Origin of the sequence: Streptomyces sp. NPDC058632, from assembly GCF_042717095.1 — a bacterium.
Lineage (GTDB): Bacteria > Actinomycetota > Actinomycetes > Streptomycetales > Streptomycetaceae > Streptomyces.
In genome coordinates, this window is record NZ_JBHXQZ010000042.1 from 49,545 (window position 1) to 65,912 (window position 16,368).

15 protein-coding genes and 1 pseudogene are annotated in these 16,368 nt (G+C 72.6%); 7 read left to right on the top strand and 9 right to left on the bottom strand.

Going from position 1 to position 16,368, the window contains the following annotated elements; genetic code table 11:
- Nucleotides 1–242: 242 nt before the first annotated feature.
- Nucleotides 243–737 carry a MarR family winged helix-turn-helix transcriptional regulator gene (locus tag ACFWVE_RS18090; RefSeq protein WP_384014834.1) on the top strand — a complete coding sequence of 165 codons (495 nt, stop codon included), beginning with the start codon at nucleotides 243–245 and terminating at the stop codon, nucleotides 735–737.
- Between the two features lie 51 nt (nucleotides 738–788).
- Here the strand turns inward: ACFWVE_RS18090 and ACFWVE_RS18095 are convergent, their stop codons facing one another.
- The gene (locus ACFWVE_RS18095; protein ID WP_384014837.1) at nucleotides 789–1,574 is read right to left on the bottom strand and encodes a protein phosphatase 2C domain-containing protein; all 786 of its coding nucleotides are present in this window, start codon (nucleotides 1,572–1,574) and stop codon (nucleotides 789–791) included.
- Nucleotides 1,575–2,004: 430 nt separating this feature from the next.
- On the opposite strand from ACFWVE_RS18095, the gene ACFWVE_RS18100 reads away from it, so the two are divergent.
- Genes ACFWVE_RS18100 through ACFWVE_RS18120 form a run of 5 tightly spaced genes read left to right on the top strand, consistent with a single transcriptional unit; the run spans nucleotide 2,005 to nucleotide 8,159 of the window.
- Nucleotides 2,005–5,268 (top strand): nitrate- and nitrite sensing domain-containing protein, encoded by a 3,264-nt coding sequence (locus tag ACFWVE_RS18100; RefSeq protein WP_384014840.1) that lies wholly within the window; start codon nucleotides 2,005–2,007, stop codon nucleotides 5,266–5,268.
- Nucleotides 5,265–5,804, top strand: a complete 540-nt coding sequence (locus ACFWVE_RS18105) for a roadblock/LC7 domain-containing protein (RefSeq protein WP_384014843.1) — start codon at nucleotides 5,265–5,267, stop codon at nucleotides 5,802–5,804. Before ACFWVE_RS18100 ends, ACFWVE_RS18105 begins: the two co-directional genes overlap by 4 nt.
- A complete protein-coding gene (locus tag ACFWVE_RS18110) occupies nucleotides 5,801–6,223 on the top strand; it encodes a DUF742 domain-containing protein (protein ID WP_384014846.1) in 423 nt (140 codons plus the stop codon). Before ACFWVE_RS18105 ends, ACFWVE_RS18110 begins: the two co-directional genes overlap by 4 nt.
- Complete coding sequence (locus ACFWVE_RS18115) at nucleotides 6,204–6,842, top strand: ATP/GTP-binding protein (protein ID WP_384014849.1); 639 nt, start codon at nucleotides 6,204–6,206, stop codon at nucleotides 6,840–6,842. Before ACFWVE_RS18110 ends, ACFWVE_RS18115 begins: the two co-directional genes overlap by 20 nt.
- Nucleotides 6,843–6,896: 54 nt before the next feature.
- Nucleotides 6,897–8,159 carry a styrene monooxygenase/indole monooxygenase family protein gene (locus ACFWVE_RS18120; RefSeq protein WP_384014852.1) on the top strand — a complete coding sequence of 421 codons (1,263 nt, stop codon included), beginning with the start codon at nucleotides 6,897–6,899 and terminating at the stop codon, nucleotides 8,157–8,159.
- Here ACFWVE_RS18120 and ACFWVE_RS18125 read toward each other — a convergent pair.
- From ACFWVE_RS18125 to ACFWVE_RS18140, 4 genes are all read right to left on the bottom strand, one after another.
- On the bottom strand, nucleotides 8,123–9,424 hold the full coding sequence (locus ACFWVE_RS18125) for an NlpC/P60 family protein (protein ID WP_384014855.1): 1,302 nt from the start codon (nucleotides 9,422–9,424) through the stop codon (nucleotides 8,123–8,125). The genes ACFWVE_RS18120 and ACFWVE_RS18125 overlap by 37 nt on opposite strands.
- Nucleotides 9,425–9,526: 102 nt before the next feature.
- Nucleotides 9,527–9,856, bottom strand: a complete 330-nt coding sequence (locus ACFWVE_RS18130) for a hypothetical protein (RefSeq protein WP_384014857.1) — start codon at nucleotides 9,854–9,856, stop codon at nucleotides 9,527–9,529.
- Nucleotides 9,857–9,947: 91 nt separating this feature from the next.
- Nucleotides 9,948–10,601, bottom strand: coding sequence for a TetR/AcrR family transcriptional regulator (locus tag ACFWVE_RS18135; protein ID WP_384014860.1), 654 nt, complete (start codon nucleotides 10,599–10,601; stop codon nucleotides 9,948–9,950).
- A gap of 66 nt (nucleotides 10,602–10,667) precedes the next feature.
- Nucleotides 10,668–11,612, bottom strand: coding sequence for a diiron oxygenase (locus ACFWVE_RS18140; protein ID WP_384014862.1), 945 nt, complete (start codon nucleotides 11,610–11,612; stop codon nucleotides 10,668–10,670).
- Nucleotides 11,613–11,835: 223 nt separating this feature from the next.
- On the opposite strand from ACFWVE_RS18140, the pseudogene ACFWVE_RS18145 reads away from it, so the two are divergent.
- Nucleotides 11,836–12,470, top strand: a pseudogene (locus ACFWVE_RS18145) (Uma2 family endonuclease).
- Here ACFWVE_RS18145 and ACFWVE_RS18150 read toward each other — a convergent pair.
- The 4 genes from ACFWVE_RS18150 to ACFWVE_RS18165 form a co-directional block, all read right to left on the bottom strand.
- A complete protein-coding gene (locus ACFWVE_RS18150) occupies nucleotides 12,467–12,976 on the bottom strand; it encodes a DUF3291 domain-containing protein (protein WP_384014865.1) in 510 nt (169 codons plus the stop codon). The pseudogene ACFWVE_RS18145 and the gene ACFWVE_RS18150 overlap by 4 nt on opposite strands.
- 82 nt (nucleotides 12,977–13,058) lie before the next feature.
- Nucleotides 13,059–14,516, bottom strand: a complete 1,458-nt coding sequence (locus ACFWVE_RS18155) for a penicillin-binding transpeptidase domain-containing protein (RefSeq protein WP_384014867.1) — start codon at nucleotides 14,514–14,516, stop codon at nucleotides 13,059–13,061.
- The gene (locus ACFWVE_RS18160) at nucleotides 14,513–15,901 is read right to left on the bottom strand and encodes an FtsW/RodA/SpoVE family cell cycle protein (RefSeq protein ID WP_384014870.1); all 1,389 of its coding nucleotides are present in this window, start codon (nucleotides 15,899–15,901) and stop codon (nucleotides 14,513–14,515) included. The genes ACFWVE_RS18155 and ACFWVE_RS18160 overlap by 4 nt, the downstream gene beginning before the upstream one ends.
- A gap of 43 nt (nucleotides 15,902–15,944) precedes the next feature.
- Nucleotides 15,945–16,368 (bottom strand): SH3 domain-containing protein (locus ACFWVE_RS18165; RefSeq protein ID WP_384014873.1); only part of this gene is annotated, 424 nt, incomplete at its 5' end.

Consider the following 16,368-nt stretch of genomic DNA (forward strand, 5'->3'; position numbering starts at 1 on the left):
GCCGCGGGTGTTGGGGGGGGGGTGGTGCGGCCGCCCCGGGCGGGGGGGGGCCCGGTTTCCCGGGGGGGTGGGGGGGGCCCCCCGCCGTGCGGCAGTGCGAACGACGGGGCCGTGGTCGCCTGCCGCCGGGCCGGTCGCGGTGTACTGCCGCATCCCATGCCTGCGAAATACTTGCGGGGCCCCAGCGGCGCCGCCACTTGGCGGAAACACGGACGACCGGGAAAGCCGAGGCAGGAACCGACGTGCACGAAGGCGGAAACGACGACGGCGAGGACACCTCCTCCCAGGCGCCCGACAGCGGTGCGGACCAGCCCGGATTCCTCGCCCTGGAAAGGGAGCTGACCGTGCTGCTGCGCCGCGCCAGGGCCAGCCAGGGCGAGATGTCCCGCGCGGTCCACCCGGACCTGGAGCCGTCCGCGTACGGGCTGCTCGTGCGTCTGGACGAGTGCGGCAAGCAGCGGGCCACCGAACTCGCCGCCTTCATCGGCGTCGGCAAGGCGACCATGTCGCGCCAGCTGCACGCCCTGGAGGAACTCGGGCTCGTCACCCGCGAACCGGACCCCGCCGACGGCCGCGCCTGGCTGGTCGCCCTCACCCCGGAGGGCCGGAGCCGGATGAGCAGGGTCCGCGAGGCCCGCCGGGAGCGCTACGCCCGCGGCCTCGCCGACTGGGACCCGGGCGAGGTCACGGAACTCGCCCGGCTGCTGCACCAGCTGAACCGCGGGATGGAGAAGTAGCGAAGGCTCCCGCCGGAACCCGGAACCCACGGGGCTCAGAACCCACGGGGCTCAGAACTCGACGTACACGACCGTCGCGTCGTCGTGCGTCTTGCTCCGGCCGAGTATCACCCGGTCCGTGTCCGCCCGCTCCAGGGCCCGGACACGGTCCACCAGTGCCTGCGCCCCCTCCTTGCGGACCAGGGCGAGACAGTCGGGCCAGCCGCCCTCGCCGAATTCCTCGACCCAGCGGGTCGCCCCGTCGGTCAGCGCGGCCAGGGCGCGCACCTCGGCGCGCGGCAGCGTTCCGGTGACCGCGCGCGCCGCGACCGACGGATCGGCCGCCGCGGTGAAGAAGCCGCCTTCCCTGTTGCGCACGGTGGAGTCCACCAGCGCGTCCGTGGCCAGCGCCGAGCGGGGCAGCCGGGCCAGCCGGTCGTCCAGCAGCGCGGTGACCGTGCCGTCGGAGGACTCGACCAGCAGGGCGGAGTCGGAGAGGACCAGGTAGTCGACCGACTCCGGTGACCAGCGCGCGAGCACCACCGTCGCCTGCGGCGTTCGGGGGTGAGAAAGGTCACAGGTTTCTGCGTGTGCCCCGGCGGTACGGGACACGGCCCGGGACAGCAGGTCCGTCAGGGGGACATCCGGGAGGGAAACGGTCAGTTCGGCGAGTGCCCCGCCGAGGCGCGCGGTGAACCAGGGAACCGTGTGCCGGCAGCCCGTCCCGTCGCGCGGAGGCGTGACCCCGTCCAGCACGACCAGCGAACCGCCCTGCCCGGAGGCCGGAAGCCCGACGCCCGCGAAGTCCTCGTTGGGGCGGCCCGCGTCACCGGGCTCCGAGACAAGTTCCGTACGCATCCGGCCAGTCTGCACGACGCCTCCACAAGGGTTCCAGGAGACCGTCACCGTTGACCGGATACCGGCAGTCGTGCAGGTCAGGCGCCGCGTTTGGGCGGGATTGCAGTGCTCCGGAAACGCGTGGCGGCGAATCCTGCCACCGGCCGCCGCAGACGTCCAACCGGCGTGCGGTGGAGGGCTGCTGCGGGAGGTCGCGCGACTTGCTCCTCAACTCGACTCCGGGGTTCACTCCTTCGAGTGGCGGGTCAGGTGATGCGCGTGCGGTGCCCATGGGCACTGGGAGGGTCGGGGAGCGACGGGGGCGTCTCGCTGCCCGAGCGCGACCGGCCGTCCGCCAGGGCGTACGCGCTCGACACGGGCAGGGCGTAGACGCCTGTCGACGGTACGTCACCCCGGCCCACGGGTACACGAGTCAGGAATGCGAGCACCGGTGCAGAAGACGCGGCCTCGTCGCACAGGCAAGCAGACGCCTCCCACGGGGGACACTGAGCAGCAGCCCGCCGTCGGCAGGGGTCGCCCCACCCACGTGCGCAATCGGCTCATCGTGGCCGTCGCGGTCGTGGCGGCGGCGATCGCCGCCGCCGGGACACCGTCCCTGCTCACCGCCTCCGGGCAGCTGAGCGACTCCCAGAACCTGGTGACCCACGCCGAGCTGACCCAGGACGCCCTCGCCCTCGCGCACTCGCTCGCCGACGAGCGGGACGACGTCACGTCCTACGTCGCGGCCGGCCGCGACAAGGACAAGGCGCCCACCGAGCAGCACAGCACCCGCGTCGACCGGCAGGTCGAGGAACTGCGCGCCGACACCGGCACCCCGGAGTCCCTGCGCGAGGACCTCGACGCCATCGCGGCCCTGCGCAGGGCCGCGCTCACCGGCAAGAGCAGCCCGCTCGAGGCGCACCAGGCGTACTCCACCGCCATCACGCAGCTGCACCGGCTCGCCGAACAGCTCGCGGAGGACACCCCGCCCCGGGCCGGTTCCGGCTCCTACGCGCTCGCCGAGCTGGACACCGCAGTCCAGCAGGCCGCCGCCACCCGAGGGCTGCTGCTCGCCGCACTCAACGTGCCGAGCACCACCCAGACCGTGATCGACCCCCTCACCGGTCTGCCCGCCACGTCCACCTCCACGTCGGACGCCGACGCCGAGCGGCGCGACGCGCTGACCGCCGCCGCCCTCCAGGCCCGCCTGCGCTCCGACGCCGCGCTCGCCGACTTCCGCGAGACGGCGCCCGAGGACGCCGGTGCCTCGTACGACTCCACGGTCACCGGCCCCGAGGTCGACGCCGCCGAGAAGTACCTCAAGAACCTCACCGACGAGCCGACCCTCTCCGACGAGGAACTCTCCACCGGCACCGAGAAGCTGGCGGCCGCGCTCACCGCCCGTGTCGAGGCGATGCGCGGAGTCGAGTCCGCCCTCTTCGACCAGCGCACCAAGGACCTCGCCCAGCTGCGCGACGACGACGTCACCGCGCTGGAGATCCGTGTCGCCCTCCTCGGCGCCCTCATGCTGCTCGCGGTCGGCGTCGCCACCGCCATGGCCCGCACCCTCACCCGTCCGCTGTCCGTGCTGCGCCGCGGCTCCGCCCGGCTCGCCGGCGCCGAGGACCCCAGCAGCGAGGAGCCGGTCGCGTTCACCGGGCGCAACGACGAGTTCGCCCAGGTCGTCCGCTCCGTCAACGCCCTGCACGCGCACGCCGCGCAGCTCACCGGGCGGATCGCCACACTGGAGGCCGACCGCAAGCACCTCGTCGCGCAGCGGCAGCGGATGGCCGACGCCCGCGAGGAGCTGCGCACCCAGGTCACCGAGTCCGCCACCCACCTGGAGCAGCTGCGCAGCAGCATCGGCGGCACCTTCGTCAGCCTGGCACTGCGCACCCTCGGCCTGGTCGAACGGCAACTCGGTGTCATCGAGAGCCTGGAGGAGCGCGAGGACGACCCGGACCGCCTGGCCACGCTGTTCAAGCTCGACCACTTCGCCACGGTGATGCGCCGGCACAGCGAGAACCTCCTCGTCCTCGCCGGCACCGAACACGTCCAGCACTCGGCCGGCCCGGTGCCGCTCGTCGACGTCGTCCGGGCCGCGGTCAGCGAGATCGAACGCTACGAGCGGGTCCGCATCGCCGCACTGCCGCCGCACGCGCACATCGCCGGGTTCGTCGCGGACGACCTCAGCCACCTGCTCGCCGAACTCCTGGAGAACGCCACCTCGTTCTGCCCGCCCGACCTGCCCGTCGAGGTCTCCGGCTGGCTCCTCGAGAGCGGCGAGGTCATGCTCTCCGTGCAGGACGAGGGCATCGGCATGACCGGGGAGCGGCTGGAGCGGCTCAACGCCCGCCTGTCCGACTTCGACCCCCGGGCGCCCTACGAGCACGAGGGCGAGGACGGCCTCGGGCTCGGCCTGTACGTCGTCGCCCGGCTCGCCCAGCGGCACGGGGTACGGGTGCAGTTGCGGGAGCAGAAGCAGGGCGGCGTCGCCGCGGTCGTGGTCCTGCCCACGGCCCTGCTGGCCGCCGCCGCTCCGGGCGCCGTACCGGCCTCCGGTCCCGTCGCCGACGGTTCACCCCGTGTCACCCTGCCCGGCGCCGCCGCCGAGGCCAACTCCAACGTCCTGCACGGCCGTACGGAGGGCGGCGACCCGCTGGTCGCCCTGGCGGAGCAGGCGGTACAGCGGCAGGAGGAGCCCGAGGCGAAGGAACCCGCCACGGGGGAGCAGCCTGCCTCGCAGGGGTCCGCGGCGAAGGAACCCGACGCCGGCGAGCCCACCGGGGAGACCGTGCAGGACGGTGTCCCGGAACCGGCGGCCGGGGCGGCGGAGCCCGAGGCGACCGGTGCCGTCGAGCCCGCTGCCGAACCCACGGGGGAGCGGCCGGCGGAGCCCGTGCGGGCCGCCGTCTCCGAGCCGATGGCCCAGGCGGCCGACGTGCCCGACGTGCCCGACGTGCCCGAGGCGGCCGGTGCCGTCGAGGGCGCCGGCGAGCCCGCGGACGTGTCCGTCGGGGAGCAGGCCGCGGAGTCCGTGCGCGATGGTGTCCCGGAGCCGACGGCCCAGGCGGCCGACGTGTCCGGGGCGAACGACGTCGTCCACGGAACCGGCGAGCCCGCGGACGCGACGCACGAGCGGCCCGTCGAGACCACCATGGAGCTGCTGATCCCGGCGCCCGCGCAGCCGGCCGACGACCGGCCCGCACGGCCGGCCACCGAGACCGTCGGGTCTGCCGACACCCCGGCCGCCCACCCCGGCCACCCGGTCGACGACGCTCCTGCGGCCGTCGATCTCACGGCCGACCCGGAGACCGCGGCCGTCCCCGCCCCCGCGCTGCCGACCAGGCCCGCACCCGTGAGCGACTCCGCCCCCGTCGCCGAGCACACGCGCGTGACCGACGGCCCGGCGGCGGACCGAGCGGCGCAGCAGGAGCCGGAGCAGAGGCCGGAGGAGCCGGAACCGGTCACCGACAAGGGCCTGCCCAAGCGCACACCGAAGATCACCGCACCCGTCGGGGCACCCCTGCAGCGCACCGGCTCGGTGGACGCCGAGGCCCTGCGCCGCCGCCTCGGCGGCTTCCGCCGGGGGGCGGAAGCCGGACGCCGGGACGTCGAGGTGGAGATCGCCGAGGAGGCGGGAGCGCACCGACCGCCGTCCACCGCCACATCCGAAGAAGCCACGGGGGGCACTGTCGAGGAGGCAACGAGTTGACCGCGCCGAGTACCTTCGGACTGAGCAGTGAAGCCCGCAACCTGCACTGGCTGCTGACCAATCTCGTCGAGGAGGTCCCCGGCATCCTCTCGGTCGCCGTGGTCTCCTCCGACGGCCTATTGCTGCTCTCCTCGGACCCCGAGCTCGCGATGGCCCGGACGGACGCGCGCGGGGCCGCCCGCGCCGCCGGGGCACTCGAGGAGCGGATCGGGAAGCGCACCGGCCCGCGCGGCTCCGCCGCCGATCTGGCCACCGTCGTCTCCGGCATCGGCAGCCTCACCATCGGCGCCGCCAAGCTGATGGACTACGGTCCGGTCCGGCACACCATGGTGGCGATGGACGAGGGCAGCCTGTTCGTGATGTCGATCAGCGACGGCTCGCTGCTCGGTGTGCACGGCTCCGCGGACTGCGACATGAGCGTGGTGGCGTACCACATGGCCCTGTTCGTGGGCCGGGCCGGCCATGTGCTGACCCCCGAACTCCGCAGCGAGCTGCGCCAGTCCCTGGAGAACGAGTCCCCCGGGAGTCCCCGTTGAGCGGTAAACCCAGGAAGAACCTCCCGGTCCGCGGCGGTGACCGCAAACCCGCCCGGGTCCGTCCCTACTCGCTCACCGGCGGCCGTACCCGCTTCGGGCATGTGCTCCTCGTCGAGACGTTCGTGGCGAGCACCGCCGAGCTGGAGGCCGCCGAGGAGCGCAAGGAGCTGCCGAAGGGCTCGCTGGAGTCGGCGGTGATGCCGGAACTGCGGGCCATCGTCGAACTGTGCCGCCGTATGCGAACGGTGGCCGAGATCGCCGCGCTGCTGAAGATGCCGCTCGGTGTGGTCCGCGTGCTCCTGAGCGACCTCGCGGACCAGGGAAGGATCCGTGTCTATGGGACGGGAACCGGCCACGGCACGGGCCGCCCGGACCGCGCGCTGCTGGAAAGGGTGCTGAGTGGACTCCGCCGTCTCTGACGCCGCTCGAGGCGTCACCCCGCTCGTCGAGGACGACGAGCCGTTGCTGCCCTGGCAGACGGACCGTACCCGCGCCCCGATCGCCACGAAGATAGTGGTGGCCGGCGGTTTCGGCGTCGGCAAGACCACGTTGGTCACCACGGTTTCGGAGATCAGGCCTCTGGAGACCGAGGCGCTGATGACCGAGGCGAGCGCCGGGACCGACGACCTCAGCGCCACGCCGGACAAGCTCACCACCACCGTGGCCCTGGACTTCGGCCGGATCACGCTCGACGACGACCTGGTGCTCTATGTCTTCGGCACCCCCGGTCAGCAGCGGTTCTGGTTCATGTGGGACGACCTGGTGCGCGGTGCGATCGGCGCGGTCGTCATGGCCGACACCCGACGGCTGAAGGACTGCTTCCCGGCACTCGACTACTTCGAGAGCTGCGGACTGCCGTACGTCGTCGCGGTCAACCACTTCGACGAGACCGAGCTGTTCGAGCCGGACGACGTGCGGGAGGCGCTCACCATCCCCGCCCACATACCTGTCATGATCATGGACGCGCGGCGCCGGATCTCGGTCATCGAGACCCTCCTGTCCCTGGTGGGTCACGCGCTCGAGGAAACCCCGGAGTAACCCGGAGGCCCCTGCTCGGCTGCTCGCAGCCCTCGTCCAGCTAGGAGAACCCGTATGCGGAAGATACTCGTCGTCGGAGCCGGCCAGTCCGGTCTCCAGCTCGCCCTCGGCCTTCAGTCGCACGGGTACGAGGTCACCCTGATGTCGAACCGGACCGCGGACGAGATCCGCACCGGACGGGTGATGTCGACGCAGTGCATGTTCCACACGGCCCTGCAGCACGAGCGCGATCTCCAGCTGAACTTCTGGGAGTCCCAGGCCCCGAAGATCCAGGGGCTCGGCGTCTCGGTCGCGGCCCCCGGCTCGCACGACCCGGGTCCGACGCAGCGCGCGATCGACTGGCTGGGCAGGCTCGACGGGTTCGCGCAGTCGGTCGACCAGCGGGTGAAGATGGCGGGCTGGATGGAGACGTTCGCCCAGCGCGGCGGCCAGCTGGTCATCCACGGCGCGGCCGTCGGCGACCTGGACTACTTCTCCCGTACGTACGACCTCGTGCTCGTCTCCGCAGGCAAGGGCGAGCTCGTGCAGATGTTCGGCAGGGACGCCTCGCGCTCCCCGTACGCCGAGCCGCAGCGCGCCCTCGCGGTGGCCTACGTCCACGGGATGGCCCCGCGTCCGGAGCACCCGGACACCGAGGCCGTCCGCTGCAACCTCGTCCCCGGGGTCGGCGAGATGTTCATCATGCCGACGTTCACCACCTCGGGCCGCGCCGACATCCTCTTCTGGGAAGGCATACCCGGCGGCCCGCTGGACGTCTTCAAGGACGTCAAGGACCCGGCGGAGCACCTCTCCCTGACCCTGGAACTCATGGAGAAGTTCCTCCCCTGGGAGTACGCGCGGGCCACCAAGGTCGAACTGACCGACGCCGGCGGCACCCTCGCCGGCCGCTATGCCCCGGCCGTCCGCAACCCCGTCGGGACCCTGCCCGGCGGCGGCAAGGTCCTCGGTGTCGCCGACGTGGTCGTGGCCAACGACCCGATCACCGGCCAGGGCTCCAACTCCGCTTCCAAGTGCGCGGCCTCCTACCTCGCCTCCATCGTCGAGCACGGCGAGGCGCCGTTCGACGAGGCGTGGATGCGGGGGACCTTCGACCGCTACTGGGAGACGGCCCAGCACGTCACCAAGTGGACCAACACCATGCTGGCCCCGCCGCCCGAGCACGTCCTCAACATCCTCGGCGCCGCCGGCGGCCTCCAGCCCGTCGCCGACCGGTTCGCCAACGGCTTCGACAACCCGGCCGACTTCGAGAACTTCTTCTACGACCCGGAGAAGGCCGGCGCCTACCTGGCGGAGGCCTCGGGGGCCGTGGGGGTGTAGGGCAGGCCCGGGACCCGGCTCCGGTCCTGGTTCTGGTCCTGGCCCTGATCCGGCGCGTACCTCTCGTCGGGTCCCTCCGTCGCCCCCTCGGGGAGCTCGGGCGGCACATGGTGCCGCAGGGGCTCCCCGTCCGGGTCGGGGCGTACGGCGCCCAGGACCGGGTTGGCCGCGATCGGGGAGACCTTCACCCGCGCGCCGGGCCGGGGCGCCTGCACCACCATGCCGTCGCCGAGGTAGAGGGCGACATGTGTGGCGTCGGGGAAGTACACGACGAGGTCACCCGGCCGCAGCTCGTCCAGCGGGATCCGGTCCAGCCGCGCCCACTGCTCCTGGCTGGTCCGGGGTACCGGCGTCCCGGCCGTCCCCCACGCCTCGGAGGTCAGCCCCGAGCAGTCGTACGCCGCCGGGCCCTCGGCGCCCCACTCGTACGGCTTCCCGATCTGCTCCACCGCGTACCGCAGGGCCCGGTCGCCCGCAGCGGAGGGCGTGCGCCGGCCACCGGGAGCGCCCGGGACGCCGGGAGCACCTGGAGTGCCTGGCGCGCCGAGGGCACCGGATGCCATGAACTCCGCCTGCTTCTCGGCCGCTTCGGTCCGCTCCAGCTCCGCGAGGGCGGCCAGCCGGCCGGGGGTGAGCGAGGCGAGCAGTTCCTCGACCTCGCCGAGCCGCTCGCGCACCGTGTCGCGTTGCTTCCCGCGCCGCTCGGTGAGGGCGAGCTGGTCGTCGAGCGCCTTGCGGGCCCGCCGGGCGAGCGCGTCGGCCCGCTGCTCGCTGCCGGTCAGCCGGCCCACCGTGTCCGCCCGGTTGCGCGCCAGCCGCCCGATCACATGCTCCTGGTCGAGCGCGTGCTGCGGGTCGCGGGCCAGCAGCAGCCGTACGTACGGGGAGAGGCCGGTGCTGCTCTGGTACTGCTGCCGGGCCAGCCGCCCGGCCGCGCCCCGGCTGTCGTGCAGGGAGAGCCGGGCGGTGGCGAGGGCGCGGTCCAGACGCCGTGTCTCGGCGCGCTGCTTCGCCAGCCGCTCCTCGGTGGCGTTGTAGGCCTCGGTGGCCTTCCCGGCCTCGCGGTACAGCCGCTGAAGATCCGTCAGCAGCTCGGCCACGGACCGGTCGTCGGGCTGCGCAGCCTCGGCGGGCGCGTCGGCCCCGGGGGCCTCCGTCGCGGTGCCGGCCGGCGGGTCCGCAGCGGCCGTCGCGGGCACCGGTGCGAGAACGGTGCCGACCGCGACCGCCGCCGTACACACCAGACGCAGAAGCATTCCTGACACGCCATCACCTCCGACGCGGGCGGCTCCTCCGCCCCGCACCGCGAGCATCCGGCGGTCCGGCCGGGCCCGCTCGCCGGGTGTGCGCGGTTCGGCGCAACGGCGTCACCCGTCGGCGTCGTCCGGCTTGCCGCGCGGCGTGGCGTCTGGATCGGCGGCCGGACCGCGGGTGCGCCCGGACCACGGCCACCTCGGGCGGTCGGGCGTCGCCGGTCCGTCCGGGGCGTACAGGTACTTCCACCCCTGCGTCAGTCCGAGCCGACTGCTCTGCCCCCGGGGCACGCGCCGGTAGACCAGCACCGTGGGCGGGCCGTCGTCCGGGGCCGGGACGGGGATGCGGTACGTCTTGGGCGGGTGCCCGGTGATGCCCAGCAGCACGGGCAGGACGCGCCCGTCCATGGGCCCGCCCTCGAAGGGGGTGTCCTGTCTCTTCACGGCACCAGTGTCGGCCATGACCCCACGCCGGGCGCCCACCGGCCGTCCTGCTCGCCGTGCCGGCCGTCCCACCGGTCGGCCGTCGAACCGGTCAGCCGTCCACCAGCAGTGCCCGGACGAGAACCCCGGTCTCCGCGTCACGCCGCGCGGTCACCTCCAGGGCTGCCAGGAACTGCTCCACGAGCCAGTCCCGCAGCTCGGCGACGGGCAGTGGCCTGTCCTCGTCGAGCCAGATCAGCGAGGCCGCCTCCACGGCGGTGATCCACATCCGGATGGTCATCCGCAGCCGCGGCCCCGGCTCGGCGACCCCGAGATGGCTGAGGATGTGCTCGGCGGCGGCCCGGCGCACCCCGTCGACGATGGCGGTCGTCCGGGAGGTCTCCACGACGTTCCCGCCCTGCAGCAGCGCGCTGAACCCGGTGCCGTGCCCGTCGGCGAAGGCGAGATACCGGTCGAGCGCCCGGGACAGCCGGGGCAGCAGCGGGCCCTCGCGGGGCTCGTCGAAGCAGTCCCGCAGCTCGTCGGCGGCGGACCGCAGCGCCGCCTCGTACAGCTGCTGCTTGCCGCCCGGGAAGTACCGGTACACCAGAGGCCGCGACACCCCGGCCGCCTCCGCCACGTCGTCCAGCGACACCCCGTCGGGTGCGCGGTGGGCGAAGAGGGACAGCGCGGCGGCGAGCAGCTGACTGCGCCGCTCCTCGACGCCGAGGCGCCGGTAGGCGGGGGTGGGAGCCGGCGGAGTCATGCTCCGCAGCGTAACCGCCCGCCCCCGGCGGCTGCCCAGGTGTGTGCCGACTGTCCTGCCCGGTTCCTATGCCAGCAGCCCGGACGACTTCCACAGCCGTCGCCCGACCCCACGCAGCACACCGATGTCGTCCAGGAAGTCGGTGAGCCGCTTCGAGCCCTGCTGCATGATGTCCCGGCGGTGCCCGCTCGCCCTGACCTGGGCGACGGCCTCACGCCTGTCCAGGCCGACGTTCGTGTAGACCTCCGGGTTGACGAACGCCACCGAGAAGACGCGGGCGAACTCGCCGGAGGTGATCCGGGTGAACTCCTGCGACCACTTCGGCGCGGTCACCATCTGGCGCCGCAGCTCCTCACGGGCGTAGCGCACATGCCGTGCCTCCTCGACGACATGGATGCGCGTGACGCCCCGGATCAGCGGCTGGACCCGCTCGTCCGGGAAGGTCAGCCGCTGCATCCAGTCCAGGACCTCCTCGCCGAGCAGGGTCGCGGTGAAGGAGCCGGGCGTGGTGGAGATGGTCTTGAACAGCCGGCCCAGGTGCTGGTGCAGCGGGCTCACCGGGTACCACGGTGTCCCGCCGCGGGTGATCAGCCGCGCGAACATCATGGAGTGCCGGCACTCGTCCTCGATCTCGGTGAGCGCGTACCGCACATGTGCGCTGGTGGCGTCCTTGTCGTAGACGTGCCGCACCAGCAGCTGCATCAGGATCAGCTCGAACCAGATGCCGAGCGAGGCGAGCGCCGCCGCCTCGTGCTGCGACAGCCGGATGCGCTGTTCCTCGCTCATCCGCTTCCACAGCGGGGTGCCGTACAGCGAGACCAGCTCCGGCGGCCAGAACCACAGGCCCTCCTCGAAGGGCGCGTCCCAGTCCAGCTCCCTGTCCGGGTCGAAGGAGTGCTTGGCGGAGGCCTCGAGCAGCCGCTGCGCCACCTGCTCCCGGTCCTTGAGCAGGCCGAGCGCGTCGCGCAGACCGTCGATCGCGTCGGTATCCGTCAGGGGCTGGGTCGTCATGGCGGTTCCACCTCGCGGGCCTATCGGGTTACCGGCGGTCACCCGACTTATGAGACCGCCTGTCAGCAAGCCCGTCAATCCCTTGTGCGGGTCTTGTTGACAGATGTCCGCCTGGCGCGGGCGTCAACGGCGCACGCCCCGGCTCGCTTCATGGAGCGGTGAATCGGCGTTCACCCTGGGTAGGCTGACTGCGCCGGTCGGACTCCAGCGCGTGGGAGCAACCATGAGCGCCGTACGCGAGTCCGAGTTGGACGACGACTACCAGTGGCCGCGTCCGCCGCAGGACGGCTGGACGGCGGACGACCTCGACAGGCTTCCCGACCTGCCTCCGCACACGGAGCTGATCGACGGGAGCCTTGTCCTGATGAGTCCGCAGACCGCCTTCCGCATGCGCACGATCCGTCTGCTGGACAATTCACTCTTCGAGCAGGCACCGGACGAATTCGAGGTCTACCGGGAATTCACGGTGACGCTCGGTAGACGAAACCGCCCGGAGCCCGATGTGCTGGTGGCCCGTACCGGTGCAGACACCGGGCCCAAACGGACCCGGCTCCTGCCCGAGGAGGTCCTCCTGGCCGTCGAGGTGGTCCCCGAGGACTCGGTGGACCGCGATCGCGAGACCAGGCCCGTAAATACGCCGCCGCGGGCATCGCGCACTTCTGGCGTGTCGAGGAGAACGACGGCCTCCCCGTCGTCCACGTCCACGAGCTGGATCCGGCGACCAGGTCGTACGTGCCCATGGGTATTTTCCACAACCGCCTCGAGCTCACCGCCCCCTTCCTCATCGACATCGACATCGACATCGACATCGACATCGACATCGACATCGACCTCACCGCCGTCGACCGTCGGCGCTAGACCGAGCAGCCCAGCCCGTCCGGCACCTCGCCCGGGACGGGATCCGCGCCCTGCTGCGGGAACGACGTCCGGAGGGTGAACGCGTAGGGCGTCGAGCCGTGGGCGCGCAGGTGCAGCAGCCGCGCCTCCGCCTCCGCGACCGTGGGGCGGTGGCCCTTCGGGACCCACCACAGGGTCGTCATCGCCTCCTGCACCCGCTCGAAGAACTCCCGCCGCCGCGCCAGCATCTCCCGGTGCCGCCCCTGGTACATGTACGCGGTCAGGGTGTTGATGTCCCGCCACACCGTCATGTTCAGGATCAGCCACGCATCGCCGAAGACGGCCACATCGGTGGCGTTCCCCTCCTCGCTCTGCAGCCGCCAGACGAAGCCGTCGGCGGCCTCGGCGTCCGCGTTCACCGGGTCGAGGTTGTCGACGAAGTCCCTCAACTGCGGGGAATCCAGAGGGGACTTGAGCCGGGCGATGTTGACCTGGGCGAGTTCGTACACGGGGGCGGCTTTCGTCATGGGCCGAACCGTAGGCGCGGAGGACGGGATTCGGCAGCCCTCGTCTCAGCCGATGATCCACGAGGCGGTCCGCCGGCGATGCCTACGGCCTCAGCACCGCCTCCATCACCGCCCGCGCGATCGGTGCCGCCGTGCCGCCGCCGCTGATCTCCCGGCGGCTGGCCGCCGCGTCCTCCACCACGACAGCCACCGCGACCTTCGCCGCCGCGTCCCCGTCGGCCTGCGCCCAGGACACGAACCAGGCGTACGGCGTACCGGAGTTGCCGATCCCGTGCTGGGCCGTGCCGGTCTTGCCGCCGACCACGGCACCGGGGATCGCGGCGTTCGTGCCCGTGCCCTCCTCCACCACCCCGCGCATCAGCTCCCGCATCCGCAGCGCCGTCGACGGGTACATGGCCCGCCGGGACTGCCCCGGGCCGCCCGCCGACACCGTGCCGCCGCCCGCCCGGGTCGTCCGCTCCACCAGGTACGGCTCCCGCACGTTCCCGTTGTCGGCGACGGCCGCCGCGACCATCGCCATCTGCAGGGGAGTGGCCCGCGTGTTGTACTGCCCGATCGACGACAGCGCGACCTGCGCCCGGTCCATCGTGGTGTCGAAGGTGCTGCGCGCCACCGGGAACGGCACCCGCAGTCCCTCCCCGTTGAAGCCGAAGCCCTCCGCCGTGGCCGACAGGTCCGCCAGGCCCGTGGCCACCCCCAGCTTGGCGAACACGGTGTTGCAGGACCAGGTGAACGCCTCCCGCACCGAGGCGTCCGCGCAGCCGCGGGACTCGTTCGTCAGCCGTGTCGTCGTCCCCGGCAGGGTGTACGGGTCGGGGGAGTCCGTCGGCTCGTCGAGGTCGGTGACCACACCCGCGTCCAGCGCCGCCGCCGCGGTGACCACCTTGAACGTCGACCCCGGTGGATACGTCTGCCGCACGGCCCGGTTCAGCATCGGCTTGTCCGGGTCGGCGTTCAGCCGGGTCCAGGCCCGCCGTGCCGCCGCCCCGTTCCCGGACAGCGGCTCCGGGTCGTACGACGGAACGGACACCAGCGCCAGGATCCGCCCGGTCGACGGCTCCACCGCCGCCACCGCGCCCTTGCGCGAGCGCAGTCCCTCGTACGCGGCCCGTTGGGCGGCCGGGTGGATCGTCGTGACGACGTCGCCGCCCGCGTTGCGGGAACGGGTGAAGTCGTTCCACAGCGGCAGCGGCTGGAGCAGCGGGTCGGTGCCCGCCAGCAGTGCGTCCTCCGTGTGCTCCAGCAGGGTCGTCCCGTACTCCTGCGAGGCGAAGCCGGTCACCGGCGCGTACAGCGGGCCGTCGGTGTAGGTCCGTTCGTAGCGCAGATGCTCGCCGGTGTCCCGCGAGCCGGTGACCGGGCGGCCGTCGACCAGGATGTCGCCGCGCGGCTGGTGGTAACGGGCGATGGCGTCACGGCGGTTGGCGGGGTTGTCGTCGTAGGCATCGGCATGAAGCACCTGGACGCGGGTGGCGTTCACCAGCAGGGCGAACAGCAGCAGCGCGCAGAAGACGGCGGCACGCCGGATGTACCGCGTCATGACCCCGCGCCTTCGTCCGCCCCGCCACTCCGGGGACGCCCGTCCCCCTGACGGCGTGCCGAATCGCTCAGCCGGACCAGCAGCGCCACGATCGTCCAGTTGGTGACCACCGACGAACCTCCCTGCGCCAGGAACGGCATCGCCATCCCGGTCAGCGGGATCAGCCCGGTCACCCCGCCCGCGATCACGAACACCTGGAGCGCCACGATCGCGGCCAGCCCCACGGCCAGCAGTCGGCCGAACGGGTCGTGCAGCGCGAGGCCCGTCCGGTAGCCGCGCTCCACCAGCAGCCCGTACAGCAGGAAGATCGCGGAGAGCCCGGCCAGGCCCAGTTCCTCCCCGGCCGTGGCCAGGATGAAGTCGGACTTGACCGCGAAGCCGATGAGGACGGAGTGCCCGAGCCCCAGACCGGTGCCGAGCAGCCCGCCCTCCGCGAAGGCGAACAGGGACTGCGCCAGCTGGTTCGGGCCCTCGCCCGCCTCGATCGAGGCGAACGGCCGCAGCCAGGTCTCGATCCTGCTGTGCACATGGGGTTCCAGCCGGCCCACGGCCACCGCGCCCAGCGACGCCAGCAGCAGTCCGACGGCGAGCCAGCCGGTGCGGCCGGTGGCGACGTACAGCACGACGACGAACAGACCGAAGAACAGCAGCGACGTGCCGAGATCCCGCTCCAGGACCAGCACGCCCACGCTCACCAGCCACACGGCGACGATCGGTCCGAGCACCCGCCCGGTGGGCAGTCGCAGCCCCCAGAACCGGCGGCCGGTATAGGCGAGCGCACCCCGGTTCTTTGCCAGGTACGCGGCGAAGAACACCGCGAGCAGCACCTTCGCGAACTCGCCCGGCTGGATGGAGAAGCCGGCGACGCGGATCCAGATCCGGGCCCCGTTCACCGCGGGGAAGAAGATCGGCACCGTGAGCAGGACGAGAGCGGAGGCGGCGCACACGCGGGTGAAGCGCCGGAGCACCCGGTGGTCACGCAGCAGCAGGACGACCGCGATGAACAGCGACACGCCCAGCGTCGACCACACCAGCTGGGTCGGGGCGGCCTCGTCACCCGGCGTCTCCAGGTCGAGCCGGTAGATCAGCACCAGGCCGAGCCCGTTGAGCAGGACGGCGATGGGGAGCAGGAGCGGGTCGGCCCAGGGCGCCCGGAAGCGCACCGCGAGATGCGCGACCAGCGCGAGCACGCCGAGCCCGGCGCCGTAACCGGCGGCGCCGGGCGGGACGGAGCCGTTCCTGGCGTAACCGACGGCGCAGTAGCCGTACACCGACAGCAGGACGGCCAGGACGATGAGGGCGAGTTCGACGCCACGGCGCCGGGGGAGGGGAGCGGTGGGCGTGGGCGGATCAGCCGTCGCCAGGAAGATTCCGGCCTTGCTCATGTCCGGAACCTACCTACATGTTCCCCTTTGCGTGCTGTGCCCGTCAGCACCAGCGTGGCGCGGGCCCGATGTTGTCGATGTGGCGGGCGGCGCCCCAGGCCCAGGTGCCGTCGGTGAGCAGGTACCAGAGCGGGTTGCCCTGCACGTCGTCCCCGCCGACCTTGCAGTAGATCGAGACGACATCGCCCTTGTGGGCGTACCGGATGACCTTTGAACCGCGGTCCGGCGAAGTGCGCAGGGCGAGCGAGTCGGCCGTGACGACACCCTTGTACTTGCCCCGATCGCCGTGGTTGCCGCCGGCCTGGTTGCCCCAGTCGCCGCCGTTGCCGTTGCCTCCGCCTCCGTTGTTGTTGCCGTGATCGTTGCCGCCGCCGCCGTTGTTGTTGCCGTGATCGTTGCCTCCGCCTCCGCCGCCGCCGTTGTTGCCGTGATCGTTGTTGCCGTTGCCGCCGCCGTGGTTGTTGCCG

Bases quoted from the DNA above. Each gene is read 5' to 3' on its own strand.
- ACFWVE_RS18160 (WP_384014870.1), bottom strand. From the start codon at position 15,901: ATGAGCAAGGCCGGAATCTTCCTGGCGACGGCTGATCCGCCCACGCCC.
- ACFWVE_RS18140 (WP_384014862.1), bottom strand. From the start codon at position 11,612: ATGACGACCCAGCCCCTGACGGATACCGACGCGATCGACGGTCTGCGC.
- ACFWVE_RS18095 (WP_384014837.1), bottom strand. From the start codon at position 1,574: ATGCGTACGGAACTTGTCTCGGAGCCCGGTGACGCGGGCCGCCCCAAC.
- ACFWVE_RS18150 (WP_384014865.1), bottom strand. From the start codon at position 12,976: ATGACGAAAGCCGCCCCCGTGTACGAACTCGCCCAGGTCAACATCGCC.
- ACFWVE_RS18155 (WP_384014867.1), bottom strand. From the start codon at position 14,516: ATGACGCGGTACATCCGGCGTGCCGCCGTCTTCTGCGCGCTGCTGCTG.
- ACFWVE_RS18120 (WP_384014852.1), top strand. From the start codon at position 6,897: ATGCGGAAGATACTCGTCGTCGGAGCCGGCCAGTCCGGTCTCCAGCTC.
- ACFWVE_RS18135 (WP_384014860.1), bottom strand. From the start codon at position 10,601: ATGACTCCGCCGGCTCCCACCCCCGCCTACCGGCGCCTCGGCGTCGAG.